Origin of the sequence: Pseudomonas sp. FBF18 (assembly GCF_024261405.1) — a bacterium.
GTDB lineage: Bacteria > Pseudomonadota > Gammaproteobacteria > Pseudomonadales > Pseudomonadaceae > Aquipseudomonas > Aquipseudomonas palmensis.
Genome location: NZ_QKRS01000006.1, coordinates 149,181 through 175,535, shown reverse-complemented (window position 1 = coordinate 175,535; position 26,355 = coordinate 149,181). Strand labels below are relative to the sequence as shown.

27 protein-coding genes and 2 tRNA genes are annotated in these 26,355 nt (G+C 63.2%); 13 read left to right on the top strand and 16 right to left on the bottom strand.

Annotated features, from left to right (window positions below):
- Positions 1-17: 17 nt before the first annotated feature.
- Complete coding sequence (locus tag DN387_RS12085; RefSeq protein ID WP_043864253.1) at positions 18-965, top strand: lipoprotein; 948 nt, start codon at positions 18-20, stop codon at positions 963-965.
- Between the two features lie 45 nt (positions 966-1,010).
- Here DN387_RS12085 and dinB read toward each other — a convergent pair whose 3' ends face one another.
- Positions 1,011-2,075, bottom strand: coding sequence for a DNA polymerase IV (gene dinB, locus DN387_RS12080; protein ID WP_043864254.1), 1,065 nt, complete (start codon positions 2,073-2,075; stop codon positions 1,011-1,013).
- Between the two features lie 213 nt (positions 2,076-2,288).
- Between dinB and DN387_RS12075 the strand changes: the two genes are divergently transcribed.
- The 4 genes from DN387_RS12075 (at position 2,289) to DN387_RS12060 (ending at position 6,734) form a co-directional block, all read left to right on the top strand.
- Positions 2,289-2,365: transfer RNA gene (locus DN387_RS12075), tRNA-Met, on the top strand.
- Between the two features lie 132 nt (positions 2,366-2,497).
- Positions 2,498-2,574: transfer RNA gene (locus tag DN387_RS12070), tRNA-Met, on the top strand.
- 225 nt (positions 2,575-2,799) lie between these two features.
- Positions 2,800-5,442, top strand: coding sequence for a bifunctional lysylphosphatidylglycerol flippase/synthetase MprF (mprF, locus tag DN387_RS12065; protein ID WP_043864255.1), 2,643 nt, complete (start codon positions 2,800-2,802; stop codon positions 5,440-5,442).
- On the top strand, positions 5,442-6,734 hold the full coding sequence (locus DN387_RS12060; RefSeq protein ID WP_043864256.1) for a virulence factor family protein: 1,293 nt from the start codon (positions 5,442-5,444) through the stop codon (positions 6,732-6,734). The genes mprF and DN387_RS12060 overlap by 1 nt, the downstream gene beginning before the upstream one ends.
- 74 nt (positions 6,735-6,808) lie before the next feature.
- Here DN387_RS12060 and DN387_RS12055 read toward each other — a convergent pair whose 3' ends face one another.
- Positions 6,809-8,707, bottom strand: coding sequence for a potassium transporter Kup (locus tag DN387_RS12055; RefSeq protein WP_054914975.1), 1,899 nt, complete (start codon positions 8,705-8,707; stop codon positions 6,809-6,811).
- 267 nt (positions 8,708-8,974) lie between these two features.
- On the opposite strand from DN387_RS12055, the gene rimO reads away from it, so the two are divergent.
- The 5 genes from rimO to tsaA all read left to right on the top strand — a co-directional run bounded on the left by rimO (position 8,975) and on the right by tsaA (position 12,916).
- The gene (rimO, locus tag DN387_RS12050; RefSeq protein WP_043864258.1) at positions 8,975-10,312 is read left to right on the top strand and encodes a 30S ribosomal protein S12 methylthiotransferase RimO; all 1,338 of its coding nucleotides are present in this window, start codon (positions 8,975-8,977) and stop codon (positions 10,310-10,312) included.
- Positions 10,313-10,401: 89 nt separating this feature from the next.
- Complete coding sequence (locus tag DN387_RS12045) at positions 10,402-10,869, top strand: acetyltransferase (protein ID WP_054914976.1); 468 nt, start codon at positions 10,402-10,404, stop codon at positions 10,867-10,869.
- Between the two features lie 130 nt (positions 10,870-10,999).
- Positions 11,000-11,710, top strand: a complete 711-nt coding sequence (locus tag DN387_RS12040) for an rRNA pseudouridine synthase (RefSeq protein ID WP_043864303.1) — start codon at positions 11,000-11,002, stop codon at positions 11,708-11,710.
- Positions 11,711-11,751: 41 nt separating this feature from the next.
- Positions 11,752-12,213 carry a DUF1456 family protein gene (locus DN387_RS12035; RefSeq protein WP_043864260.1) on the top strand — a complete coding sequence of 154 codons (462 nt, stop codon included), beginning with the start codon at positions 11,752-11,754 and terminating at the stop codon, positions 12,211-12,213.
- Positions 12,214-12,220: 7 nt separating this feature from the next.
- Positions 12,221-12,916 carry a tRNA (N6-threonylcarbamoyladenosine(37)-N6)-methyltransferase TrmO gene (gene tsaA, locus DN387_RS12030; RefSeq protein ID WP_054915093.1) on the top strand — a complete coding sequence of 232 codons (696 nt, stop codon included), beginning with the start codon at positions 12,221-12,223 and terminating at the stop codon, positions 12,914-12,916.
- 111 nt (positions 12,917-13,027) lie between these two features.
- Here the strand turns inward: tsaA and fpr are convergent, their stop codons facing one another.
- Positions 13,028-13,807, bottom strand: coding sequence for a ferredoxin-NADP reductase (fpr, locus tag DN387_RS12025; protein ID WP_043864261.1), 780 nt, complete (start codon positions 13,805-13,807; stop codon positions 13,028-13,030).
- Between the two features lie 121 nt (positions 13,808-13,928).
- On the opposite strand from fpr, the gene DN387_RS12020 reads away from it, so the two are divergent.
- A complete protein-coding gene (locus DN387_RS12020) occupies positions 13,929-14,855 on the top strand; it encodes a LysR family transcriptional regulator (protein WP_043864262.1) in 927 nt (308 codons plus the stop codon).
- Here the strand turns inward: DN387_RS12020 and DN387_RS12015 are convergent.
- The 3 genes from DN387_RS12015 to DN387_RS12005 form a co-directional block, all read right to left on the bottom strand.
- Positions 14,852-15,214: a diacylglycerol kinase gene (locus DN387_RS12015; protein ID WP_054914977.1), complete on the bottom strand. Its 363-nt coding sequence runs from the start codon at positions 15,212-15,214 to the stop codon at positions 14,852-14,854. The two genes, DN387_RS12020 and DN387_RS12015, sit on opposite strands and share 4 nt — an antisense overlap.
- A 77-nt stretch (positions 15,215-15,291) precedes the next feature.
- Positions 15,292-15,942 carry a response regulator transcription factor ErdR gene (gene erdR / locus DN387_RS12010; protein WP_054914978.1) on the bottom strand — a complete coding sequence of 217 codons (651 nt, stop codon included), beginning with the start codon at positions 15,940-15,942 and terminating at the stop codon, positions 15,292-15,294.
- A 264-nt stretch (positions 15,943-16,206) separates the two neighbouring features.
- Positions 16,207-16,917, bottom strand: a complete 711-nt coding sequence (locus DN387_RS12005; protein WP_054914979.1) for a tRNA-uridine aminocarboxypropyltransferase — start codon at positions 16,915-16,917, stop codon at positions 16,207-16,209.
- A gap of 246 nt (positions 16,918-17,163) precedes the next feature.
- Between DN387_RS12005 and DN387_RS12000 the strand changes: the two genes are divergently transcribed.
- Positions 17,164-17,583 (top strand): quorum-sensing-regulated virulence factor family protein, encoded by a 420-nt coding sequence (locus DN387_RS12000; RefSeq protein ID WP_043864266.1) that lies wholly within the window; start codon positions 17,164-17,166, stop codon positions 17,581-17,583.
- A gap of 345 nt (positions 17,584-17,928) precedes the next feature.
- Complete coding sequence (locus tag DN387_RS11995; RefSeq protein WP_043864267.1) at positions 17,929-19,047, top strand: LOG family protein; 1,119 nt, start codon at positions 17,929-17,931, stop codon at positions 19,045-19,047.
- A 53-nt stretch (positions 19,048-19,100) separates the two neighbouring features.
- On the opposite strand, the gene recX is transcribed toward DN387_RS11995, so the two are convergent.
- From recX to DN387_RS11945, 10 genes are all read right to left on the bottom strand, one after another.
- Positions 19,101-19,568 carry a recombination regulator RecX gene (gene recX / locus DN387_RS11990; RefSeq protein ID WP_043864268.1) on the bottom strand — a complete coding sequence of 156 codons (468 nt, stop codon included), beginning with the start codon at positions 19,566-19,568 and terminating at the stop codon, positions 19,101-19,103.
- 14 nt (positions 19,569-19,582) lie between these two features.
- Positions 19,583-20,665: a recombinase RecA gene (gene recA / locus DN387_RS11985; RefSeq protein ID WP_043864269.1), complete on the bottom strand. Its 1,083-nt coding sequence runs from the start codon at positions 20,663-20,665 to the stop codon at positions 19,583-19,585.
- 106 nt (positions 20,666-20,771) lie between these two features.
- A complete protein-coding gene (locus tag DN387_RS11980; RefSeq protein WP_054914980.1) occupies positions 20,772-21,254 on the bottom strand; it encodes a CinA family protein in 483 nt (160 codons plus the stop codon).
- Between the two features lie 59 nt (positions 21,255-21,313).
- Positions 21,314-21,808, bottom strand: coding sequence for a lysis system i-spanin subunit Rz (locus tag DN387_RS11975; protein WP_054914981.1), 495 nt, complete (start codon positions 21,806-21,808; stop codon positions 21,314-21,316).
- A complete protein-coding gene (locus DN387_RS11970) occupies positions 21,805-22,356 on the bottom strand; it encodes a glycoside hydrolase family 19 protein (RefSeq protein ID WP_054914982.1) in 552 nt (183 codons plus the stop codon). The genes DN387_RS11975 and DN387_RS11970 overlap by 4 nt, the downstream gene beginning before the upstream one ends.
- A gap of 26 nt (positions 22,357-22,382) precedes the next feature.
- The gene (locus DN387_RS11965) at positions 22,383-23,426 is read right to left on the bottom strand and encodes a phage late control D family protein (protein ID WP_054914983.1); all 1,044 of its coding nucleotides are present in this window, start codon (positions 23,424-23,426) and stop codon (positions 22,383-22,385) included.
- A 65-nt stretch (positions 23,427-23,491) separates the two neighbouring features.
- Positions 23,492-23,698, bottom strand: a complete 207-nt coding sequence (locus DN387_RS11960) for a tail protein X (protein ID WP_054914984.1) — start codon at positions 23,696-23,698, stop codon at positions 23,492-23,494.
- Positions 23,673-24,518, bottom strand: coding sequence for a phage tail protein (locus tag DN387_RS11955; RefSeq protein ID WP_054914985.1), 846 nt, complete (start codon positions 24,516-24,518; stop codon positions 23,673-23,675). The genes DN387_RS11960 and DN387_RS11955 overlap by 26 nt, the downstream gene beginning before the upstream one ends.
- A 9-nt stretch (positions 24,519-24,527) precedes the next feature.
- Positions 24,528-25,910 (bottom strand): hypothetical protein, encoded by a 1,383-nt coding sequence (locus DN387_RS11950; protein WP_054914986.1) that lies wholly within the window; start codon positions 25,908-25,910, stop codon positions 24,528-24,530.
- A gap of 140 nt (positions 25,911-26,050) precedes the next feature.
- Complete coding sequence (locus tag DN387_RS11945) at positions 26,051-26,350, bottom strand: phage tail assembly protein (RefSeq protein WP_043864277.1); 300 nt, start codon at positions 26,348-26,350, stop codon at positions 26,051-26,053.
- Positions 26,351-26,355 lie beyond the last annotated feature (5 nt).

The window sequence follows — 26,355 nt, the reverse complement described above, 5'->3', positions numbered from 1 at the left end:
CCAACACAAGAGTAGCCATGTTCAAGCGAATCACCTTCGGAGGCGCCGCCCTGTGCGGCGCCGTGCTGCTCAGCGGCTGCGCCAACCAGATGTCCCAGCGCAGCGAGCATGAGGAGCGGATCGAGCGCAAGCTGCTCGAGCACAGCCTGCAGATCGATGTCGGAGAGCCCAAGGTACTCGAGCTGCCGCAACGGCGCGTGCGCGTTCACGAACAGAAGAACTTCGAAGTCACCGAATTCGAAGTGACCCGTCGTTATGATCGCTACACGCCCTACCAACCCTGGCGCGAAATCTACGAGATCCCGCTGGGCGCAGTGGCCGTGGTTGCCGGTATCGGCGCCAATGTGGTCAATGTGTTCGCACTGGGCAACCTGCCCGACAGCGTGACCCATGACTGGCTCAGCTATGGCGTGGCCGGGCTCAACCCGTTCATGAACGTGCAGTCCAACGGCCGCGCACAACAGAACCTGGCCAGTATCAGCGAAGTGCAGAAGGACAAACGCCAGGAGTACACCAGCCTGCCGTGGGGCGAACGCCCGGTCGAAGTCAAGGCTGGCAAGCTCACCCACGAGCTGACCACCGACCGCAATGGTGTGTTGCGCCTGAACCTGCTCGACAGCCCGTTCACCGAACAGAACCTGACCCAGGTGGGCACCTTGCACTTGGCCGTGGCCGATGAAGAAAATAACGTGCGTGCCGACGCCAGCCTGCTGCTCAGCCCAACGCTGCGCGGCAAACTGGTCGAAGCCCATGAGCTGATCTACGACGACCTTGAAGACGACGAGGTGAGCGAGTGGGTGCACCGGGTCAAGCGCTTGTCCGAACTGGGCCTGGAAGAGGAAGCCAGCGAGCTGGAACAGAGCCTGATCGAGCTGACCCGCAATGATCCTGAGCTGCAACAGGAGTTTCTCAAGGCGCTGACCAGGGATGCCGGCCGCCTGGTGGCAGACCCCGGCGCGAAGTAGCTCCAGCTCCATGAACGCCAGGCATCGACCACGATGCCTGGCGTTTCATTCGGGCGTGAACAGCTCCAGCTGAACATGCGCCCCGCGCAAGTCGTGCAACCGCACGCCAATCCCCAGCAACCTGACCGGCTTGGCGCCACGCGCGAAAGCCTGGCTGAGCAGTTGCCGGTAGCTTTCAAGATCACGCCCCGCCCCCGCCTGCTCCAGGGTGGTCTGGGTGAAGTCATGGAACTTGACCTTAACGAACGGCTTGCCCGGCCGGTAACTGTCGTCGATCCGGGCCATGCGACCGCCCAGCGATTCCAGCAGTTCAGGCAGTTTTTCAAGGCAGCTGGCCAGGTCCGGCAGGTCGCTGTCGTAGGTGTTCTCGACGCTCACCGACTGGCGCCGGCTGTCGTTGTGCACCACCCGCTCGTCAATGCCGCGCGCCAGCCCGTAAAGACGCTCGCCGAAACTGCCGAACTCGCGGACCAGGGCCAGGCGGTCCCACTCGCGCAGATCCTTGCAATCGACAATGCCCAGGCGCCCCAGCTTGTCAGCCGTGACCTTGCCAACTCCATGCAGCTTGGTCACTGGCAAGCAGGCGACGAAGTCTTGCACCTGTGCCGGGGTAATCACGAACAAGCCGTTGGGTTTGCGCCAGTCACTGGCAATCTTGGCCAGGAACTTGTTGGGCGCCACCCCCGCCGATACCGTGATGTGCAGGCGCTGGGACACCCGCCGGCGAATGTCGTCGGCAATGCGCGTGGCACTGCCGGAAAACTTCGGGCTGTCGGATACGTCCAGATAGGCTTCATCCAGCGACAATGGCTCGATCAGCTCGGTGTACTCGCGGAAGATGTTGTGAATCTCCCGCGAGGCTTCCTTATAGGCATCCATGCGCGGCTTGACGATGGTCAGGTCGGGGCACAGCTTCAACGCGTGGTGCGACGACATCGCAGAGCGTACGCCAAAGGCCCGCGCTTCGTAGTTGCAGGTAGCAATCACCCCGCGTCGGTCGGCCGAGCCACCCACGGCCAGAGGCTTGCCGGCCAGCCGCGGGTCGTCGCGCATCTCGATGGCTGCGTAGAAACAGTCGCAATCGATGTGGATGATCTTGCGTTGGGACATGGATGACCGTTAACACCGTTGATTCGTACGCGCAGTATCTCACTCGTCACCACCGGCTGCACCCTGCACCCGTCACCCCGGGCAAATGCCCTGCAGCCCCCGCCTTAGCGCGCCCGCAGCCAGATCACAAACGCTAAGCAATTGAACAAAAAAGGATTTCTGGACTTTAGCGGTTGACACGTTCTGAGATATCTGTAGAATCCACTCCACAGACGCGGGATGGAGCAGTCTGGTAGCTCGTCGGGCTCATAACCCGAAGGTCGTCGGTTCAAATCCGGCTCCCGCAACCAAACATCAGAGAAGGCCACTTGAAAAAGTGGCCTTTTTTGTTGGGCGCTGTTTGGCCCATAGCAGGTTTTTGTTGTAAATCAACAATTAAGCATTGACAGCATCTCCATACGCTGTAGAATCCGCCCCACAGACGCGGGATGGAGCAGTCTGGTAGCTCGTCGGGCTCATAACCCGAAGGTCGTCGGTTCAAATCCGGCTCCCGCAACCAAACAACAGAAAAGGCCACTTTGAAAAAAGTGGCCTTTTTTGCGTCTGGCGAAAAGTTACCTTCCCCTCCTCTCCATGCCCTTGCGGCAGCATGAAACTTCTTTAACTATCCTGATGGGCGCGGATCGGCATGATCGCGAGTAAGATTCAGACATTATTTTTCCATAGGGATTGGTAACTTGGTCGGATACATCGTCCAGTCGCGCGCAATCCAAAAAGGTGATTGATGCGCCCACAAACGCCCGAAGCAGAAACCCCTGTTAGCGCCGCCCAGCCCATCGCCCCGCATCGCCTGCGCTGGCTGGAACTGCTCAGCCGGTATCGTCAGCCGATCGGCCTGGCGGTCACCCTGCTACTGTTCGGCATCGCCCTGATTGCCTGTCGCCATCTGCTCAGCGAGCTGGATATCTATGCCCTGCACGATTCGCTGCTGAGTGTGCCCAAGCCCGCCCTGGCCGGTGCACTGCTGGCCACGGTCGCAGGCTTTGTCATCCTGCTGGGCTATGAATGGTCAGCCAGCCGTTATGCCGGGGTCCGGCTGCCTTCAGCCACCCTGGCCATGGGCGGCTTCTGTGCATTCGCCATCGGCAACGCGATCGGGTTGTCGCTGCTGTCCGGCGGCTCGGTGCGTTACCGGTTGTACGCCCGCCACGGCATAGGCGGTGCCGAAGTGGCCCGCATGACGCTGTTTGCCAGCCTGTCGCTGGGCTGCGCGCTGCCGCCGCTGGCAGCGCTGGCCACCCTGAGCAACCTGCCCGCCGCGGCCATGGCGCTGCGCACGCCGGCCCCGGTACTGGCAGCCATCGCCGTCGCGGTACTGGGCCTGAGCATGGCCCTGGCCTACGGGCTGTACCGGCGTCGACTGCCGGAACAGCCGCTGGCCGACAACCTGCTGGTACGCATACGCCGACGCACACTGCGCCTGCCGGGCGCGCGCCTGACCTTGCTGCAGTTGCTGATCACCGCACTGGACGTGGCTGCCGCCGCCACGGTGCTGTACCTGCTGCTGCCCGAGGCTCCGCCCTTCGGTGCGTTCCTGCTGGTGTACCTGCTGGCCCTGGCTGCCGGTGTGCTCAGCCACGTGCCCGGCGGGGTCGGGGTCTTCGAGGCCATCCTGCTGGCCGCCTTCGCCGACCAGCTGGGGGCAGCGCCACTTGCCGCTGCGCTGCTGCTGTACCGCCTGATCTATGTCGTGCTGCCGCTGCTGGTGGCCTGCGTGGTCCTGCTGGCCAGCGAAGCCAAGCGCTTTCTGTTCGCGCGCCAGGCCATGAAGGTGGCCTCCGGGCTTGCCGCACCGGTACTGGCGATTCTGGTGTTCCTGTCGGGCGTGGTGCTGTTGTTCTCCGGGGCCACGCCTGAAATCGACACGCGCCTGGAGCACCTGGGTTTCCTGGTGCCGCACCGCTTGATCGATGCCTCGCACTTCGGCGCCAGCCTGATCGGCGTGCTGTGCCTGCTGCTGGCCCAGGGACTGCGGCGGCGCCTGTCGGCAGCCTGGATACTCACCACCGTGCTGCTGCTGGTCGGCGCCCTGCTGTCGCTGCTAAAGGGCTTCGACTGGGAAGAGGCCAGCCTACTGACGTTTACCGCCTGCCTGCTGGCAGTGTTCCGCGGTTCGTTCTACCGGCCCAGCCGACTGCTCGAGCTGCCCTTCTCGCCGGTCTACGTGGTGGCCAGTGCCTGCGTGATCGGCGCGTCGGTGTGGCTGCTGCTGTTCGCCTACCAGGACGTGCCCTACAGCCACCAGTTGTGGTGGCAGTTCACCCTGGACGCCGATGCCCCGCGCGGGCTGCGCTCATTGCTCGGTAGCGCGGTACTGCTGGTGATCGTTGCACTGACCTGGCTGCTGCGTACCGCACGCCCGACCATCCACCTGCCTACAGGTGACGAGCTGCAACGGGCCAACCGCATCCTGCAGAGCTCCGACCAGCCCGATGGCGGCCTGGCGCTGACCGGCGACAAGGCGTTGCTGTTCCACCCTCAGGATGACGCCTTCCTGATGTACGCCCGCCGCGGGCGCAGCCTGGTGGCGCTGTACGACCCGATCGGCCCGGCCCAGCGCCGCGCCGAGATGATCTGGCAGTTTCGCGACCTGTGCGATATCCACCACGCTCGACCGGTGTTCTACCAGGTGCGTGCCGAGAACCTGCCCTTCTACATGGACATCGGCCTGACCGCGATCAAGCTGGGCGAAGAGGCCCGCGTGGACCTGCTGCGCTTCGACCTCGACGCCAAGGGCAAGGAGATGAAAGACCTGCGCTATACCTGGAACCGCGGCGGGCGCGACGGCCTGAGCCTGGAGATCCACGAGCCCGGGCAAGCCCCGCTCGAGGAACTGAAGGTGATTTCCGATGCCTGGCTCGAAGGCAAGAACGTGCGCGAAAAAGGCTTTTCGCTGGGCCGCTTCAGCGCAGAGTACCTGCAGCACTTCCGCATCGCGCTGATTCGCTTCCAGGGCCAGCCGGTGGCCTTTGCCAACCTGCTCGAAACCCACAGCCGCGAGCTGGCCAGCCTGGACCTGATGCGCGCGCACCCGCAAGCACCGAAGCTGACCATGGAGTTTCTGATGATCGGCCTGATCCAACACTACAAGACGCATGGATATGCGCGCTTCAGCCTCGGCATGGTGCCGTTGTCCGGGCTGCAGCCGCGTCGCGGCGCACCTCTGACCCAGCGCCTGGGCTCGATGGTGTTCCAGCGCGGCGAGCAACTGTACAACTTCCAGGGCCTGCGCCGCTTCAAAGACAAGTTCCAGCCTGACTGGGAACCCCGTTACATGGCCGTACCCGCCGGGCTCGATCCCCTGGTGGCCCTGGCCGATACCGCCGCCCTGATTGCAGGCGGCCTGACCGGATTGGTGAAACGCTGATGATTCGACGCTACTGGCTTCATGTACTGGCCGCCCTGGTGCTGGCCCTGCTCGCGGCGGCCCTGGGCTTCTGGCTGTGGGCCCGCCCTGCCCCGCAACCGCACCTTGAACATTTGACCCTGGCCGATGGCAGCAGCCTGGTGCGGGTTACCCCAAGCACGCGAGGCAAGGACCTGGTGGCTGTGGCCGTGCCGCAGGACCAGGCCCTGAGCGACAAGCAACTGATCGACCTGAGCCAGAGTGCCCGCGCCCAGCTGGTACAGGTGATCCTGCCGCCGAGCGACTGCAACCTGCAGCAGCAGGCGCTGCAGCAGGCCTTGCAACAGTTGCAGGGCACGCCGACGCTGGTTGCCGGCATCGGCCCGGGAGCCGGGCTGGCCTGGAGCTGGCTGGCCGGGCAGACCAACGACAAGGCCCAGGCCATCTCCGTGGGGTTCAGCATCGAGCAGCCCGGCTGCAGCGCCGCGCTGCCCAAGTCGGCCGCCCATGGTCACTGGAACGTGGCCTGGAACGACAACCCGGATGACGCCAGCGCCGCCTTCGTGCGCGACCAGGCCAATGCACAGACCAGCATCAGCGATTACGACATCCACCTGCCCCAGGTGCTCAAGGCCCAGCTGACCCAGGCCCTGCTGGGCGTGGATGGCAATGCATTGAGCATTCCGGTGGTGGAGGTACCGGCCGGCCAGACCACCGACACCGTGACGCTGTTCCTGTCCGGCGATGGCGGCTGGCGCGACCTTGACCGCGACGTGGCGGGCGAGATGGCCAAGCTGGGCTACCCGGTGGTGGGCATCGATACTCTGCGCTACTACTGGCAGCACAAGACACCGGAGCAGAGCGCAGTCGACCTGTCCGAGCTGATGCAGCACTACCGCCAGAAGTGGGGCACCAAACGCTTCGTACTGACCGGCTATTCATTCGGTGCCGACGTGCTGCCGGCGATCTACAACCGCTTGCCACCCGAAGACCAGAAGCGCATCGATGCGGTGATTCTGCTGGCGTTCGCGCGCAGTGGCAGTTTCGAGATCGAGGTCGAGGGCTGGCTGGGCAATGCCGGCAAGGAGGCGCCAACCGGGCCTGAGATGGCCAGGATGCCGCCGAGCAAGGTGCTGTGCATCTATGGTGAAGAAGAGGCCGATGAAAGCGGCTGCACCGACCATACCGCCGTGGGTGAGCGCGTGAAGCTGCCCGGCGGGCACCACTTCGACGAAAACTACCCGGCCCTGGCCAAGCGCCTGATCAGCGAGATCGAAACGCGCCAGGGGAAGTCCAGCGTCGCTGAACAGTAGAAGCCTCGCCGGCAAGGCCGGCTCCTGCAACGGATCGCATCCTGCAGGAGCCGCCTTAGCGGCGAAAGCCCCCGCTAGATCTCCACCTGCGTACCCAGCTCGATCACCCGGTTCAATGGCAGGTTGAAGAACCTCAGGTTGCCGTTGGCATTCTTCAGCAGGAAGGCAAACAGCACCCCGCGCCAGCGCGACATGCCCACCAGCTTGGATGCGATCACCGTCTCGCGGCTGAGGAAGTAGGTGGTGCGCATGGGGCTGAAATCCAGCTCGTCCAGGTGACACAGCTTCAACGCCGCCGGCACGTCCGGCTCGTCCATGAAGCCGAAATGCAGGATCACCCGGTAGAACCCCTCGCCATACCCCTCCACCTCGAAACGCCGCTGTGGCGGTACCCGCGGTGAATCCTCGTTGACCACGGTGAGCAACACCACCTGGCGGTGCAGCACCTGGTTGTGCAGCATGTTGTGCAGCAGCGCATGGGGCACCGCGTCCGAACGTGCGGTCAGGAACACCGCCGTACCTTCCACACGGTGCGGCGGCTGCACGCGGATGCTGGCGATGAACACCGGCAATGGCAACGCGCCTTCATCCAGGCGCTCCACCAGGATCTGCTTGCCGCGCTTCCAGGTGGTCATCAGGATGAACAGCGCAATCCCTGCCAGCACCGGGAATGCCCCACCCTGCAGCACCTTGGGCACGTTGGCGGCAAAGAACAGCCCGTCGACGAACAGAAAGCCCAGCAGTACCGGTACCGCCAGCAGCGGTGGCCACTTCCACAGCAGCAACATCACCGCCGACACCAGGATGGTGGTGATCAGCATGGTCCCGGTTACCGCAACGCCATAGGCCGACGCCAGCGCGCCGGAGGACTCGAAGCCCAGCACCAGCAGGATCACCCCGACCATCAGCGACCAGTTGACCGCCCCGATGTAGATCTGCCCCTGCTCGTCGCTGGAGGTGTGCTGGATCTGCATGCGCGGCACATAACCAAGCTGGATGGCCTGGCGGGTGAGGGAGAAGGCCCCGGAAATCACCGCCTGGGAAGCGATCACGGTGGCCAGGGTGGCCAGCCCGACCAGCGGCACCAGCGCCCAGCCGGGGGCCAGCAGGTAGAACGGGTTGCGTGCCGCTTCGGGGTTCTCCAGCAGCAATGCGCCCTGACCGAAATAGTTGAGCACCAGCGCCGGCAGCACCAGCGCGAACCACGCCCGCGCGATCGGTTTGCGGCCAAAATGCCCCATGTCGGCGTACAAGGCCTCGGCCCCGGTCAGCGCCAGCACCACGGCGCCCAGAATCGCCACGCCCATGCCGGGGTGGACGATGAAGAAGCGCACAGCCCAGATCGGGTTGAGCGCCTGCAGCACTTCGGGGCGCTGGACGATGCCGTGCACGCCCAGGGCCGCCAGCACCACGAACCAGGCCACCATCACCGGCCCGAACAGAATGCCGATGCGCGCGGTACCGTGCTTCTGGATCAGGAACAGCGCCACCAGCACGACCAGCGCCACCGGTATCACCCAGTGATCGATGCCATCGAACGCCAGTTGCATGCCTTCGACCGCCGACAGCACCGAAATCGCCGGGGTGATCATGCTGTCGCCATAGAACAGCGCCGCACCGAACAAGCCGAACACCACCAGCAGCGCACGCAACCTGGGATAAGGTGCAGCCGCTCGTCGGGCCAGCGCGGTCAGGGCCATGATGCCACCCTCCCCCTGGTTGTCCGCGCGCAGGATGAACAGCACGTACTTGATCGACACCACCCAGATCAGCGACCACAGGATCAACGCCAGGATGCCCAGCACACCATCATGGTTGACCGGCACCCCGTAGCCGCCGGAGAAGACTTCCTTGAGGGTATACAAGGGGCTGGTACCGATATCGCCGTATACCACCCCGACTGCCGCCACCAGCAGGCTCAGCGGCTTTGCCGCCGTCTGCCCGGCATTGGCCTGACTGCTTGCCTGAACCATCAACCACTCCCGCAACCAAGACCCAGAGGCCGGCGAAATTCGCGCCAGGCGCTATCATTTTTGCAACCCGTCGCAGCGTGCCGAACGCAGCGCTGAACGACGCGGGAGCGATGGCGCGAAGCATAGCGCAGCGTTCGTCGCATTTCTGCTAGTCAAGCGCGTTGTGCCTCGCTAGAATTGCGCACTTTTTGATCAGAGGCGCCCCAAAGCGCCCGTCAGGGCTGCCACCTTCGCGTGCCAAGCAGCCCCTCTACACCGAGGTTAACCATGTCCACCACCGCCACGCCCACCACGCCAAAGGTCGGCTTCGTTTCCCTGGGTTGCCCCAAAGCCCTGGTCGATTCCGAGCGCATCCTGACCCAGCTGCGCATGGAAGGCTATGAAGTCGTGCCCACCTACGAGGATGCCGACGTGGTGGTGGTCAACACCTGTGGCTTCATCGACTCGGCCAAGGCCGAATCGCTGGAAGTGATCGGCGAGGCCATCAAGGAAAACGGCAAGGTCATCGTTACCGGCTGCATGGGTGTCGACGCCAACAACATTCGCGACGTGCACCCCAGCGTGTTGTCGGTGTCCGGGCCGCAGCAGTACGAGCAGGTGGTCAACGCCGTGCACGAAGTGGTGCCACCACGTCAGGACCACAATCCGCTGATCGATCTGGTGCCGCCCCAGGGTGTCAAGCTGACCCCGCGTCACTACGCCTACCTGAAGATTTCCGAAGGCTGCAACCACACCTGCAGCTTCTGCATCATTCCGTCGATGCGTGGCAAGCTGGTCAGCCGCCCGGTGGGCGAGGTGCTTAGCGAGGCCGAGCGCCTGGTCAAGGCCGGCGTCAAGGAGCTGCTGGTGATCTCCCAGGACACCAGCGCCTACGGCGTCGACGTCAAGTACAAGACCGACTTCTGGAACGGCCGGCCGGTCAAGACGCGCATGCTCGAGCTGTGCGAAGCGCTCGGCAGCCTGGGCGTGTGGGTGCGCCTGCACTATGTGTACCCGTACCCGAACGTCGATGACGTGATCCCGCTGATGGCCGCCGGCAAGCTGCTGCCTTACCTGGACATCCCGTTCCAGCACGCCAGCCCCAAAGTGCTCAAGTCGATGAAGCGCCCTGCCTTCGAAGACAAGACCCTGGCACGCATCAAGAAATGGCGCGAACAGTGCCCGGAGCTGATCATCCGCTCCACCTTCATCGTCGGCTTCCCCGGCGAGACCGAGGAAGACTTCCAGTACCTGCTCGACTGGCTCACCGAAGCCCAGCTCGACCGCGTCGGCTGCTTCCAGTACTCGCCCGTCGAAGGCGCACCGGCCAACGACCTGGACCTGCCCGTGGTTCCTGATGACGTCAAGCAGGACCGCTGGGATCGCTTCATGGCCCACCAGCAGGCCATCAGCAGCGCGCGTCTGCAACTGCGCATCGGCAAGCGCATCGAAGTGCTGATCGACGAAGTCGAGGAGCAGGGCTCGGTGGGCCGCAGCTTCTTCGACGCCCCGGAGATCGACGGCAATGTGTTCATCGACGGCGACCACGGCTTCAAGCCGGGGGACAAGGTCTGGTGCGTCGTCACCGATGCCGACGAATACGACCTGTGGGCCGAGCCTGTCTGACGCTTTGCGGCCTGGAAAAGCCCTGCCATCATGGCGGGGCTTTTTATTGGACTATCGTGTCCAGTACGGACACCCCAGGAGACCCTGCGATGCGCGCGCATTCCACCGTGCAAACCCCTAGCCCCCACGACTACCCTCGCCTGCTGCAGGTATGGGAAGCCTCGGTACGTGCCACCCACGATTTTCTCCCCGAAAGCTACATCGTGCTGCTGCGTGAACTGGTGCCCAAGTACCTGGATGCAGTGATGCTGATCTGCTGCAAGGACAGCCAGCAACGCATCACCGGCTTTGCCGGTGTAGCGGCCGGGCGTGTCGAAATGCTGTTCGTCGACCCGCAGTATCGCGGTCAGGGCATCGGCAAGCAGTTGCTGCGGCATGCCATCAATGAGCTGAACGCCGATGAGCTCGACGTCAACGAGCAGAATCCCCAGGCCATCGGCTTCTATGCCAGCCAAGGCTTCGAAGTCATCGGGCGCTCGGAAAAGGACGGCATGGGCAAACCCTACCCCCTGCTTCACCTCAGGCTAGGTCGTACACAGTCTGCGAGCACGGGCTGAAGGACGCTGTAAGGCCGATCCGAAAATCATCCCCTCACGGCATTAATAGCCGCCCGGCACGAATGTAGCCGGGCCTTCGCTCGCCCGGGCGGTTACAATGGGCGCCTTTCCCTGTGCCACGGCCGCCGTCATGTCTGAACCCATTCGTCTTTCCAAACGCCTTATCGAACTGGTCGGCTGCTCCCGACGGGAGGCCGAACTCTATATCGAAGGCGGTTGGGTGACCGTTGACGGCAACGTCGTCGACGAGCCACAGCTCAAGGTCGACGGCCAGGTCGTCGCCCTGCTGCCGGGCGCCAAGGCCGAAGCCCTGGAACCGGTAACCCTGCTGCTGCACCAGGCCGCCGACCAGGACAGCGAAAGCGCTCGCCTGAGCATGACCCCGGCCACCTTGTCCGAGGCCCACGCCGAAGGGCATCGCCCGCTCAAGGGCCACTTTGCCCGGCTGACCTGCGTCGCCGAGCTGCAACAGGGCGCCAGCGGCCTGCAGGTGTACAGCCAGGACTGGCGTGCCGTGCGCAAGGTCACCTCGGACCTGGCCAAGCTGGAGCAGGAGTATGTGGTCGAGGTCAGCGGCGAGATGGTCGCCCATGGTCTCGAACGCCTTAACCGCGGTTTCACCTGGAAGGGCCAGGAACTGCCCCGCATCAAGGCCAGCTGGCAGAACGAGACGCGCCTGCGCATGGTGCTGAAAAACCCGGCGCCGGGGCTGATCGAACTGCTGTGCCGCAGTGTCGGTGTCAGCGTGGTCAGCATGCGCCGTATCCGCCTGGGCGGCGTGGCCATGAGCAAGCTGCCGCTGGGCCAGTGGCGCTACCTGTCCAGCAAAGAAAAATTCTAGGCCTCGCCACTCGGGCGTTGCCACTTGATCAGGATTGTCCAATGATTCACAACGATGTGCTGCGCAGCCTGCGCTACATGCTGGATATCAGCGATGCCAAACTGGCAGAGATCACCCGCATCAACGGTTTTGACGTCAGCGATGCCGACATTGCCAGCTACCTGAAAAAAGACGAGGAAGAAGGCTTCGTGCGCTGCCCGGACGAGGTCATCGCGCATTTTCTCGATGGCCTGGTGGTGTTCAAGCGTGGTCGCGACGAGAGCCGCCCGCCTCTGCCGGTCGAACTGCCGGTCACCAACAACATCATCCTGAAAAAACTGCGGGTGGCCTTCGAGCTCAAGGAAGACGACCTGCATGCCATTCTCAAGGCGGCGGATTTTTCGGTATCCAAGCCTGAACTCAGCGCCCTGTTCCGCAAGGTCGGCAACAGCAACTACCGCCCCTGTGGCGACCAGTTGCTGCGCAACTTCCTCAAGGGCCTGACCCTGCGAGTGCGTGGCTGATTCGATCATGGCCTACAGTGTCGAGCCGGTCGGCTACGTGCGCTCCTGCTTCAAGGAGAAGTTCGCCATCCCGCGCCAACCGCAGCTGGCTCCGGCTGCGCGCGGGGTGCTGGAGCTGGTATCGCCTTTCGATCAGGGGGAAGCGGTTGCCGGGCTAGAGCAGGTCAGCCACGTGTGGCTGCTGTTCCTGTTTCATCAGGCCCTGGAAGAAAAGCCGCGCCTGAAGGTGCGCCCGCCGCGCCTGGGCGGCAACACGTCGATGGGCGTGTTCGCCACCCGCGCCACCCACCGGCCAAACGGCATCGGGCAGTCGGTGGTGAAGCTGGAGGGCGTCGAGGCCGGGCGACTGCTGCTGTCGGGCATCGACCTGCTGGACGGCACGCCGGTCATCGATATCAAGCCCTATGTACCCTATGCCGACAGCGTAGCCGGGGCGGTCAATCACATTGCCAGCGCCCCGCCTGCGCCGATCACGGTGCAGTGGAGCGACTCGGCACTGCAGCAGGCCCATGCGCATGCGCTGCGTCTCGCAGAGCCGTTGGTGGAGCTGATAGAACAATGCCTGGCACAGGATCCACGCCCGGCCTATCAGGTGCCCCCGGTCGAGCGTGTGTACGGGGTCAGGTTCTGGGACGTGCAGGTACGCTGGCACTACCCTCAGCTGGATACGATCCGGGTGCTGGAGGTGGTGCGCGAGGCGTAGGGCCGGCGCCCGCAAGGTAGCAGGAACGCCGCGCCGGCGAATGCCGCACCACAAATCCAGGGCAAAAAAAAACGCAGACCACGGTCTGCGTTTTTTATTGGTACTGCCTGCTTACTTCTCGACGAACGCACGCTCGATCAGATAGTCACCTGGCTCGCGCATGCGCGCGGAGACTTTCAGGCCGAAGCTGTTCAGGACTTCGCTGGTTTCATCCAGCATGCTCGGGCTACCGCAGATCATCGCACGATCGTCCTGCGGGTTGATCGGCGGCAGGCCGATGTCGCTGAACAGTTTGCCGCTGCGCATCAGGTCAGTCAGGCGACCCTGATTCTCGAACGGCTCGCGGGTGACGGTGGGGTAGTAGATCAGTTTTTCACGCAGCGCCTCACCGAAGAACTCGTTCTGCGGCAGGTGCTCGGTGATGAACTCGCGATAGGCCACTTCGTTGACGTAGCGCACACCGTGGACCAGGATCACTTTCTCGAAGCGCTCGTAGGTTTCCGGGTCCTGGATGACGCTCATGAACGGTGCCAGGCCAGTGCCGGTGCTCAGCAGGTACAGGTGCTTGCCCGGGTTCAGGTCATCCAGCACCAGGGTGCCGGTAGGCTTCTTGCTGATGATGATCTCGTCGCCTTCCTTCAGGTGCTGCAACTGCGAGGTCAGCGGGCCGTCCGGCACCTTGATGCTGAAGAACTCCAGATGCTCTTCCCAGTTAGGGCTGGCGATCGAATAGGCGCGCATGAGCGGGCGGCCGTTAGGCTGTTGCAGGCCGATCATCACGAACTGACCGTTCTCGAAGCGCAGGCCCGGGTCGCGGGTGCACTTGAAGCTGAACAGGGTGTCGTTCCAGTGATGAACACTGAGGACACGTTCGTGGTTCATGTTGCTCATGTACGGGGGCTCCTGAAAAATAACGCAGCGCTGACCGTGAGCGCGATTGCGCGATAGTTTAGTGCGAGCGACAATATCTGTTAAATGAATTATCAAGATATGTCTTATCGGTTATATAGATATGCGATTTACACTGCGTCAACTTCAGGTCTTCGTGGCCGTCGCGCAACACCAGAGCGTCTCCCGTGCGGCCGGGATACTGGCGCTGTCGCAGTCGGCTGCGAGCACCTCCATCACCGAGCTTGAACGGCAATCCAGCTGTCAGCTGTTCGATCGTGCCGGCAAGCGCCTGAGCCTCAATGCACTGGGGCACCAGTTGCTGCCCCAGGCCGTGGCCCTGCTCGACCAGGCCAAGGAAATCGAGGACCTGCTCAACGGCAAGTCCGGCTTCGGCTCTCTGGCAGTGGGCGCCACACTGACCATTGGCAACTACCTGGCCACCTTGCTGATCGGCAGCTTCATGCAGGTTCACCCGGAGAGCCAGGTCAAACTGCATGTACAGAACACCGCCCATATCGTGCATCAGGTCGCGCACTATGAAATTGATCTGGGTCTTATAGAAGGCGATTGCAACCACCCCGACCTGGAGGTTCAGCCCTGGGTCGAGGACGAACTGGTGGTGTTCTGCGCGCCGCAGCACCCCTTGGCGCTCAAGGGTCGCGCCAGCCTTGAGGAACTGACCCATGAAGCCTGGATTCTGCGCGAGCAGGGTTCAGGCACGCGCCTGACCTTTGACCAGGCGATGCGCCACCATCGCTCGACACTCAACATCCGCCTGGAGCTGGAACATACCGAAGCGATCAAGCGCGCGGTGGAATCAGGGCTCGGGATCGGCTGCATTTCACGTCTGGCGCTGCGCGATGCGTTTCGTCGCGGCAGCCTGGTGGCGGTGGAAACTCCCGACCTGGACCTGGCGCGGCAGTTCTACTTCATCTGGCACAAGCAGAAGTACCAGACCTCGGCGATGCGCGAGTTTCTGGAGTTGTGCCGCAATTTTACCGCCGGGGTACGACGCAGCGACGAAATCGTGCTGCCGCACATTGCCTAGAGCAGAATCACCGCCCACACCACCGCCACGATGCTCAACGCCACGAACTGGGCAGCACTGCCCATGTCCTTGGCGTTCTTGGACAACGGGTGGCGGTCCAGGGAAATACGATCGATCGCGGCTTCCACGGCAGAGTTGAGCAGCTCGACGATCAGCCCCAGCAGGCACACCGCGATCAGGATCGCGCGTTCGGCACGGCTTACATCCAGCCAGAAGGCGACCGGGATCAGCACCACGTTGAGCAGCACCAACTGACGAAACGCCGCTTCGCCGGTAAAGGCGGCGCGCAGGCCGTCGAACGAATAGCCGGCGGCGTTGAACACTCGTTTAAGGCCGGTCTGGCCCTTGAAAGGCGACATAGAAAGCCACTTGAACCCAATGAGGAGCGATGCAGGCTAGTGCACGCCGAGTCAAAAAAGCGTGAAGGCCAGTGGCCTTAATTCGTTGAAACCGATTCCAATTGTTGCAGCAACAACGCGGCCTGGGTGCGCGTACGCACGCCCAGCTTGCGGAAGATCGCGGTGACGTGGGCCTTGATGGTGGCCTCCGACACGCTCAGCTCATAGGCAATCTGCTTGTTCAGCAGGCCTTCGCACACCATGGTCAACACGCGGAATTGCTGTGGGGTAAGGCTGGCCAGGCCCTCGCTGGCGGCCTTGGCTTCAGCGGACACATCGATCTTCTCGAAGGCTTGCGGCGGCCACCAGACATCGCCATCGAGCACTTTCTTGACCGCGTCCTGAATCTGCTCCAGCGGGCTGGATTTTGGGATAAAGCCGCTGGCACCGAATTCTCGGGACTTTACCACCACGGCCGCCTCTTCCTGGGCCGAGACCATCACCACCGGGATTTGCGGATACTGACCGCGCAGCAGCACCAGACCCGAGAAACCATAGGCACCGGGCATGTTCAGGTCCAGCAGCACCAGGTCCCAGTCGTTTTTCTCGGCCAGGCGGGTTTCCAGTTCGGCGATGCTTGCCACCTCAACCAGTCGAACGTCCGGACCAAGGCCCAGGGTAACGGCCTGGCGCAGCGCACTGCGAAACAGCGGGTGGTCATCGGCAATCAGGATTTCGTATGTGGCCATCGATCTAATGATCCTGTTCTGTGCAGGCGCAGCCAGCGTGCGGGCGCCTGGCGGGGCAGCTCAAGGGCATCGGGCGGCAGTGCCGGAAGCCAAAAAGGCACGTCGGGGCCAGGAAAACAGCATTCAAGCCTTCGTCGTGCCCGAATCGGCGCCAAGGATGCCGAGCCCGGACCGGGTGGTCAAGTTCAAAGCCCGGTGGTTGTCTCGTAGCCCATGGCGCCAGTGCACACATTATGAAGCAAAGTGACGTACTTGCCCCTTGAACTATAGGAAGGGCCGCAGTTTTTGGTGCACGGCATCGTCTTCATCCAGCACAAGCCTGTTTTTGGCACCCAGATAATGGGTGCTGAATACGTCCAGATAGGCATCCAGTGCCTGCGAGGCCTGCTGGTCATCGGCCAGTTCCAGACACATGGCTGCCACTTCAGCGGTACAGAAATGGTCGTCGCGCCGCGAGCGGCGCAATGTGTAGCGCGAGATCTGTTCAGGCTGCAGATTGAGCACCGGGAACCGTTCCAAGTACGGGCTTTTGCGAAACATCTTGCGGGCTTCGGGCCACGTGGCATCCAGCAGAATGAACAGCGGGCGCTTGCCCGACGCTGGGGCGACGCTGCTGACCACTCGCTCCGGCGCCACGAACTCACCCGGGAAAACGATGTAGGGCTGCCACTGTGGATCATCGAGCAGCGCCTGCAACTGTGCATCCATCGCCTTGCGCTCCCAGGCAAACGCCGTGGTGTCATCGATCACGTCGGCAATCAGCCAGCCCGTGTTCGTAGGCTTGAGTGGTTCGGTGTCATGCATGAGCAGGCAAATGCCCGAGTGCGCCTGCACCCGCGGGCGCCAGGCACACAGACAGTATTCGGGGATTACCCGGCAGCCGGGACAGCGTGGCGCACGCGAGCCGCGCGCGACGAAGGGTTTGACACTGCGCGCCAGGCGCTCGGCGCGCAGGCGCGAGACGGCATGGCTCATGACAGGGCGCAACGGTGGCAATGGGGATGGCAATAAAGGCAGGGCACGACGCAGGCTCAGCGAGACTAAAACCCCGGCAGTTTACCAGAGCCCGCCTCCACTGGCCGTATTTGCCGTGCAGCGTTGCGCGCTACTCCCTTATAATCTCCAGCCTGTACAGACCTGCCAGTACTGCCATCGCGCCTGTGACGGAACACTGCGCGCAATGACCGGTCAAATCGCCAGTTATCGAACCAGGAGAGATTCATGCTGCGTTTCATTGCCCCATCCTTGAGCCTGTTGCTTGCCCTGCCGTTGGGCGCGCATGCCGTCTCCAAGCAAGAGTACGCCCTGAACCAGAAGCTTCAAGAAGTCGCCAAGGAAAGCAGCGTGGGTACCCCTCGGGCAATCAACGAAGACATCCTCGATCAGGGCTACACTGTCGAAGGCAACCAGTTGATCAACCACCTCAGCGTTCGCGCCGGCCATGCACAAAAAATGCAGCAAAACCCGGAAGTCATGCGCGGCCAACTGGGAGACAGCGTGTGCCGTAACACCGGCTTTCGCCAGTTGATGGACCGCGGTGCTGTGCTGACCTACCGTTTCACCGAGTACAAGACCAACCGCCCGGTGATCGACCAGTCGTTCAACAAGGCCAGTTGCGTTTCCGGGCAGAAGAAGAAGTAACCAGCGTTCTCTGTTGCGCCGCTGCTCGCCATCGGCGCGCAGCTCAGCGATCAAGGCCTGAATGTGACGCGTACTCTACGCACGGTCACTACAGGCCTTGTCACTTCAGGCCCCGGTTGTTGGCCTGTACTGCGCAGTTCGGGCCCGGCTTGTCCGCCCGGGTCCCACCTGAACATCATGTACAGCCCATTGCCTGCCGCGTCCTCGCGAGCCCACGATCGACACCGGCATAACCCTGCGACAAGGTCTAGATTTATAGCCAGGACCTTTCACTTTGCGGACAAGCAGAGGGGCCTGACCGATGTGCGGCCAGGCCGAAGGTTTTGCTGCAAAAGGAGAAGTTGAATGCCGTACCAGACCAACGAATTGCTAGCCAACCATTTCAAGAACAATGCAATCGACCTGACCCACCTCGAACAACAGCTCAACCTGGTCGCCCCCAACAGCCCCAACCTGCCACTGTACCGGGACATGATGCTGACCGTGTTGCGCATGGCGCACGATGACAGCGACCGCTGGAGCGCCAAGATCACCCTGCAGGCACTGCGTGAACTCGACCACGCCTTCCGTGTGCTGCACCAGTACAAGGGGCGACGCAAGGTCACCGTGTTCGGCTCGGCACGCACCCCGGTCGAACACCCCATGTATGCCCTGGCCCGCGAGCTGGGTGCGACCCTGGCGCGCTCGGACCTGATGGTGATCACCGGGGCCGGGGGCGGCATCATGGCTGCGGCTCACGAAGGCGCAGGCGTCGACAACTGCCTGGGCTTCAACATCACCCTGCCCTTCGAGCAGCACGCCAATGCCACGGTGGATGGAACGGACAAGTTGCTGCCGTTCCACTTCTTTTTCATTCGCAAGCTGTTCTTCGTCAAGGAAGCTGACGCGCTGGTACTGTGCCCGGGCGGTTTCGGCACCCTGGACGAGGCCCTGGAAGTGCTGACCCTGATCCAGACCGGCAAGAGTCCGCTGGTGCCGGTGGTACTGCTCGACTCACCGGGGGGGACCTTCTGGCAGGATGCACTGGACTTCATTACCCGCCAGCTGGAAGGCAATCGCTACATCCTGCCGAACGATCTGAAGCTGGTGCGCCTGGTGAACAACGCCGACGATGCGGTAGCGGAAATCAACCAGTTCTACAGCAACTACCACTCCAGCCGCTGGCTGAAGAACCAGTTCGTGATTCGCACACACCACCCGCTCAGCGAAGCGGCCCTGCTCGACATCCAGCAGTCCTTCGCCGACCTGCGCCTGAGTGGCGACTTCCATCAGCACGCCTATGCAGGCGAGGAGCATGACGAGGCACAGTTCAGCCACTTGTCACGCCTGGCTTTTGCCTTCAATGGACGCGATCAGGGCCGCCTGCGCGAGCTGGTGGACTTCATCAACCGCTCGGAAAACTGGGCAAAGCCTCAGCACAATGAAGCCCCGCAACGGGCACGTGAACCCCTCAAGGTCACCTGAACAGCCACACCGTGAACATGCCTGGCCTACCCCCTTTCGGGGTCGGCCATCGCTCAATCGTCCAGGCTGCGACCACTCAGCACACGACCGACCATCTCCATGGAAAAACCACGGTAGACCAGAAAACGGGTTTGCTGTGCGCGACTGCGCGGATCGGAGGGCAGTTGCCCGGAAAACTTGCGTTGCCATACATCGATCAGCAGGCTTTGCCAGTCGATGCCGCACTCACGCAAGGCCTGTTCGATATCACTACGCTGCAAACCGCGCTGACTGAGCTCTTCACGGATACGCGCAGGGCCATAGCCCGAACGGGAGCGGTAACTGATGAAACTTTCGAGATAGCGCGCTTCGCTGAGCAGGCCCTCTTCCGTCAGACGGTCGAGTTCCTGGTCGATCAATTCGAGCTCAGCGCCGCGCTGACGCAACTTGCGCGTCAGCTCGACACGACCATGCTCGCGTCGCGCGAGCAGGTCCATAGCTGTCCGCCTTACGGCGACGGGGGTATCGAGTACGACGGACATGGTCTATCTGCAAATCAGAAGTTGGCGTCGGCGTCAGCGTCGACCAGATCATCTTCAGGTTCTGCAGCAGCCGTTTTACCAGCAGCCGCAGCAGCTGCAGCTTCAACACCACCGGTCAGCAGCTTGTCGCGGATCTGCTTCTCGAGGGTCGCGGCGATTTCCGGGTTCTCTGCCAGGAACTTGGCGGAGTTGGCTTTACCCTGACCGATCTTGCTGCCTTGGTAGCTGTACCAGGCACCGGCTTTTTCGAGGAAACCGTGCAGCACGCCCAGGTCGATGATCTCGCCGTTGCGGTAGATGCCCTTGCCATACAGAATCTGGAACTCGGCCTGGCGGAACGGCGGCGCCACCTTGTTCTTGACGATTTTGACGCGGGTTTCGCTGCCGACCACTTCGTCGCCTTCCTTCACCGCGCCGGTACGGCGGATGTCCAGACGTACCGAAGCGTAGAACTTCAGCGCGTTACCACCTGTGGTGGTTTCCGGGCTGCCGAACATCACGCCGATTTTCATGCGGATCTGGTTGATGAAGATCACCAGGCAGTTGGCGTTCTTGATGTTGCCGGTAATCTTGCGCAGTGCCTGGGACATCAGGCGAGCCTGCAGGCCCACGTGCATGTCGCCCATTTCGCCTTCGATCTCGGCCTTGGGTACCAGGGCCGCCACGGAGTCGACGATGATCACGTCGACAGCGTTGGAGCGCACCAGCATGTCGGTGATTTCCAGGGCCTGCTCACCGGTGTCCGGCTGCGAGACCAGCAGGTCGTCGACATTGACGCCCAGCTTGCCGGCGTACTCGGGGTCGAGGGCGTGTTCGGCGTCGACGAATGCGCAGGTGGCGCCGGCTTTTTGTGCCTGGGCGATCACCGACAGGGTCAGCGTGGTCTTACCCGACGACTCAGGACCGTAGATTTCGACGATACGGCCCTTTGGCAGGCCGCCGATGCCCAGAGCAATGTCCAGACCCAGCGAGCCGGTCGAGATTGCCGGAATCGCCTGGCGATCGTGATCGCCCATGCGCATGACCGCGCCTTTACCGAATTGACGTTCGATCTGACCCAGGGCCGCAGCCAAGGCACGCTTCTTGTTGTCGTCCATTGAAGTCCTCACGTAATCATCGATAGGGCCTGACGGCCACAACACCTGTATAAGTAGCCAGTATTATTCCACAGGGTTTTCTTTCCGCCTACCCCCGATTTGCGATTTACTCTGCGCCAAGCTGTAACAAGCCCTCTAGGGCGGCGATTACCGTTTGTCGGCGCACCGCATCGCGGTCGCCATCGAAGTGCCGGCGCTCGCTGGCCACATGCGCACCGTCGCCCCAGGCCAGCCATACAGTGCCCACCGGTTTGGCCGGCGAGCCGCCATCGGGCCCTGCCACACCGCTGACCGCCACGGCAAAGCGTGCCCCGCTGGCAGCCTGGGCGCCGCGCACCATGGCCTCGACCACTTCCTGGCTGACCGCACCGACCTGCGGGAACAGTGCCTGGTCTACCCCCAGCTGGCGAGTCTTCTGGGCGTTGGAGTAGGTCACGTAGCCCGCTTCGAACCAGGCCGAACTGCCAGGAATACGTGTGATGGCCTCGGCGATACCACCGCCGGTGCAGGACTCGGCCGTGGTGACTTGGGCATTGTAACGGCGCAGGTGTTCCCCCAGCCGGGCAGAAAGTGCGGTGATCGGGTCCATGGCGGGCTCCTTGAAGGTCTGGCGCCTACCCTACACCAGCTATCGGCGTGGCTGAACACTCAAGGTGTGAGCGCGCGTATGTAACCCTGGCAGGCGCGCAGGGCGATCAGTCCGGCGTCACCGGCATCGGTGATGGCGATAATTCGTCGAGCATGCGCCGGGTCAAGTCGGGCGCGTGGGGCGCCATGATCCAGGCTGCCGGCGCCGGGGGCGGCAGGCAGGTCGGGGGTGGCGTCGCGGTCGAGAAGGACCGACAACCGCAGATCAGCAGTAGCCAGCCGATCACGCAAGCGTGCCTGAGCCTGTTGTGCATCGAGAAGCTCCTGATAATGGGTGTTGTCGTTCAAATCCAGCTGGCGCTCCAGCACATGACGTTGCTGGCGTTCGCCCTGCAGCTCGGCGGCAGCACGCTCGGCCAGTTGCTGGCGTTCGAATGCCCAGGCCTGTTGCTGCTGCGCCAGCTGGCGGCCCAGGCGCCAGCCCTGGACCTGCCAGGTCAATGCGCAGGCCAGCAGCACCAGGCTCAGCAGCACGCCAGCGTGCAAGCGGTTCAACACAGCACCTCGCGGGCGCGGGCCCAGAGTTTGAGGCGATCCTCCAGGCCATTGAGGCCACCGTTGATATGCCGCGTGATGCGGTTGAACTCACCGCGGTCGGCCAGCGCGTTAAGCCCGCGCGAGTGCCAGAACCAGGCAGCCGACTCGGCGGCCCAACGCGGTTGCTCGAGCAACTGCGGCAACTCCAGCAGACGCTCGTCGCCAAACAGCGCCATGCTGCAGGCGCGGTAATTGTTGCGCCCTGTAACCTGGATCAGCCCCCTGCCGCAGTACCGCTGACCGTCGCCGTCCGCCTCCGGCGTGTTGCCCAGGCGCAGGGCCAGGGCGCCGGTGTCGTAACGGGACAGGTAGCGATCGCTGCCCAGCTCCTTCACATAACGCAGGTGGCCCGACTCGTGGCCGATCTGCGCGAGGAAGGCGGCAATGCGTCGGGGGTTGTCGATTTCCCAACGGGCCATGGCAGTGTTCAGGGCGGGTACAAAAATGCCGGCATTGGCGCCGGCACCGGGAAGAATCTGCATCAAGTTCTGCTGAGTGATGACCATCATCATTCTCCAAAATGCATAGGGGTTCAGGCCTGTCCGGCCTTGAGCGAACGACCGGCATTACCCTGCCCGCCCTTGGCCCTGGCCTTGCCTTGCTTGCCGCCATTGCACTCGACCGTGGTGCTCCACCCGGACGCGCTGAACACCTGCTCGATCGACTCGATCAGGTACTCGCCATCGAGGCCGGGCTTGAAGCCCTGGGCGTCGAGGGTGCGTTCGACGAACAGGTCGGTGCGGCCCGGCATTTCCAGGCGCAGGCTGGCGGTGCTGCGGTTGAGCGCCGCCAGGCGGGCCTTGGCGGCCTGCTCGGCAGCGCTACGGTTGGGGTACAGGTGGCGGTCGGTGTGCACAGGCGACAGGCCGTCGGGCGCGTCGTCGTTGGGCAGGTCGACCACGCTCTGCTGGCCGCTCTTGCTGTCCAGATGACGCGTCTGCACGGCTTTGTGGGTGCCTTTGTCGGTCATGCGAAACTGCCAGCTGCGCACATCGCCACGGCTGATCATGACGTTGCCAAGGGCCTTGCCGCTGGCGCTCTTGCCGGCCTGGCGCGGCATCACCAGCAGCGCGCCGTTCGCTACCTTGGCGGTGCAGTCGAACAGGCGCCCCAGACGGGTGATGAAGTTGAAGTCCGACTCGTTGAACTGGTCGATGCGCGGTATGCACACCGTCACCGGGCACGCTGGCTGCCAGCCATTGCGCGCGGCGATGTCGCGTACGATCTGCTGCAGGGTGACGTTCTCCCAGCTGCCGCTGCGGGTGGTCTTGCCGCTGCCGCGCATGTCGCTGGCCTTGCCTCGGATCACGATGCTGTCGGGCGGCCCGGACAGCTCCACCTCATCCACGGCGTAGCGCCCCAGGCGGGTCAATGCCTGGCCAGCATAGCCCAGATGCACCTCGATGAAGGCACCGCGTGCCGGCAATGCCACCTCGCCGTCGCGATCGTCGATACGCAGTTCGAACTCGTCCGAGTCCATGCCCGGCTTGTCGGTGGTACGCAGCGACAACAGGCGATCATTGATCAGCGCGGTGATGTCCTTGCCATCGGCCACGATGCGAAACACAGGTTGCATGGTTGCTGCTCCAGAAGGGCCTGCCCGCGCACGCAGCGCTGGCAGGCAGGGGGGGGCGCGCCAGCTCAGTCCCACAACTGCACCAGGGCCTGGCGGGCGGGCGTCAATGCGGGCAGCCTGATGAGCACCCCGGCACCAAACGGCTGCGCCTGGTCGGCCAGGCCCTGGTTGGCATCGAGTACCGCTTCGACGCTGCCGTCGAGGTGCCCGTAATAGTGCTGGCAGAGGCTGTCGAGCAGATCGCCGTCAGAGGTTCTGCAGATCGTCGCCATAGCTCACGAACTCCAATGAAAAGCCTTGTTTGCGAGGAATGCCGCCAGCCACCAGGCTGCTCTGGTCCTCCTCGATGCTGGTCAGGCACCAGTTGCCCAGTACCTCGCCGTAGCCGGTGGTCAGGCTCAGTGGCTGCAATTGCCGACCGATGCTGCGCAGCGCCTGCAACTGGCCGAGCCCGCTTTTCGCACCGGGAAAGATCGTGCCCTTGAGGGTGATGCGCTCTTCGCCCAGCCCCACCGCCTGCTGCGCCGGGTGGCGGCTCAGGCGCTCCTGGCCCGCCCAGCGAAAGCCGCTCTGGCGACGCAGTTCATCGAAGGTCGCGGTGTCGAGGTTGAAGTAGTAAGGCTGCGCCTGCGCCTGCAACGACTGCAGAATGAGCAGGTGCGGGAACGGCTTGACCACCTCGGCTGCCGGCGTGACCGACGGCGCGAAACTGCCGGTGGGCAGCAACGTGCCCAGCGACGGGCTGATGCGACCCGCCACCTTGTTGATGGCTGCGGCAGCCTTGGCCGCCTTCTGCTCGAATATGACGATGCGCTCCTGCACCAGCGCAACCTTGGCCACGGCGCGGCTGTAACGGCCCAGCACCTTGTCGACGCCCTGCTGCGCCCGGTTGATGGCGCGCATCGTGCGTTGCAGCCTGGCGCCGATCAGCGGCCCGACGTAGGGGATGTCCTCGAGCGCGGCAGCGGCTTCGGCGATATCGCTGATGGCGCCGGTCATGGGCTCCAGCATCTCGTCGGCACTGCGCCGGCCCGCCTCCCCCGCTGCGATCAGCGCCCGCAGGGCCGAGTGCAACTGGTCCATGTAGGTCATGGCAGCTCCTTATACAAATGTGGGGTCGGCCAGTTGCCGCATCGAAGCCTGACGGGTCAGTTCGAGGAACTGACGTCGAATGATCGGCTCGATGTTCATCGCCAACTGGGCCGGGTCGGTGACACTGCCCTGCACGGTGATGGGCATGTTCGGGGCGAAGGTGATCTGTTGGGCAATCGGCTCCGGCGCAGGGCTGATCGAAGGTGGTGCAGGCGGCAACGACAGAATTGTCATCGGCTCGCCAGCGCCGGGATTCATCGAACGAGCGACATCGCCCAGCGACTTGGACAAGTGAGTGGGTTCGCCAGCAGGAGGCTTGGCAGCATCGTCGTCTGCAAACCACTTCTTGGCTAACGAGGAGCCCCACTCGCTGAACACAATACCCCCGATCACCGAACCGATCGCAGGACCGATGACAGGAACGAAAGCGCCCAGCGCAGCCCCGGCCAGTGCGCCACCAAAACCGCCCACTGCCCCACCATATCCCTCGGCCTTCTGCTCGGTGGTTTCTGCAGTGAGGAAGGTCTTGCCGAACTTGTAGATGGCCTCGACGGCTGCGGGCGCTCGAGCGGCCTTGATCGCCGGAACAGCCTTGCCGAGGTAACCTTTGATGCTTTCCAAGCGCCCAACCGGAGCAGATGAAGGTCGGCGCCTGGAGGGGCTGTTCTTTCTTCCCCCTCTACCCCTTCTCGAAGTTATCGCGCCGCAGCAAAAGTCCTGGGCATTGACGACAAACACCCGTTGCGGCGCCCTTGCGCCTTTGGGAGCGTCGCCACCCAGCACGCCAGCCTTCCGTGGCCCTGCCCTGAAATCACTGGCAACAGCGATGATACCTATGGGCTGCGGCCCCTTTGCCGGGGGCCCGGTATCATCGCTCCCCGCCATCCTCCTGCTGAGCGGGTCGGATACCCGACCCGCCGCAGGTGTCCCATCGGTTGGCAGAGATGCAGGCGCTGCAGTCTCCAGTGAAGCAGCCGCAGTTGCCCCTGCGGGTGCCTGCGGTGCCGCTTGCGATCTGATGTTTACGGATACCCTGGCGGGCTTCGATTGCGAAAGCCGGCGCGCAACATCGGCGACCTGGAAACTGATCACCTGCAAGTGCCCGTCGATGCTCTTCAACAATGTCAGCCTGTGCCGGGAGCCCTGTGTTTCAGCAGCCTGTACGGCGCCCCCGGTCTTTGCTTGAGTTCTCGCGCCTGGCGGATCACCAGGAGCGCTGTCGAGCATCCCGTTGCCCAGCGTCTCGTGCCCGAGCGGGTACAGGTCGCCCTTGCCTTCGCTGCTCAATTGCCTGAGTTGCCGGATCCGCGCCTCAAGCAGCTTGAATGATGCGCCGATCGTCGAACTGACCGAGGCGCCGATAACCAGTTTCAACGCTAACGCGTTTGCCATACGGTCCCCCTGTGCGTGCAAAACCGGCTCACTCCGTGAGCCACCAGACCATGTCGGTGAACGACATGGTCATGATCTCGGTGGCAGAAAAATTCAGCTCACGGGCAAGCCGCCTGGCGGCCACCTTCTGAAAGGAGGGGTCAAAGCTCGTCGTCTTGCACCAGGCGAAAATAGCCCGCCTGCAGGCGGCCATAGTCCTTGAGCGCGAGGCCCTCCAGGTCCTTGATGCCCACCTCGGCGAGGGAGGCGAACAAGTTCAGCTCACGCTGCTCGTCGTCGCCGCTGCCGGCCGACTGAGCCGCACGAATGTCGCGTACCGTAGGCGAGCGCAACGACAGGCTGTCGACCTTGATGCCATTGGCTTCGCTCGGCCGGGTCAGCGCCACCACCACGCCGTCGGCGCTCAGCTTCATCCAGCTGGGGATCTTTGCTTGGGTCATGAGAA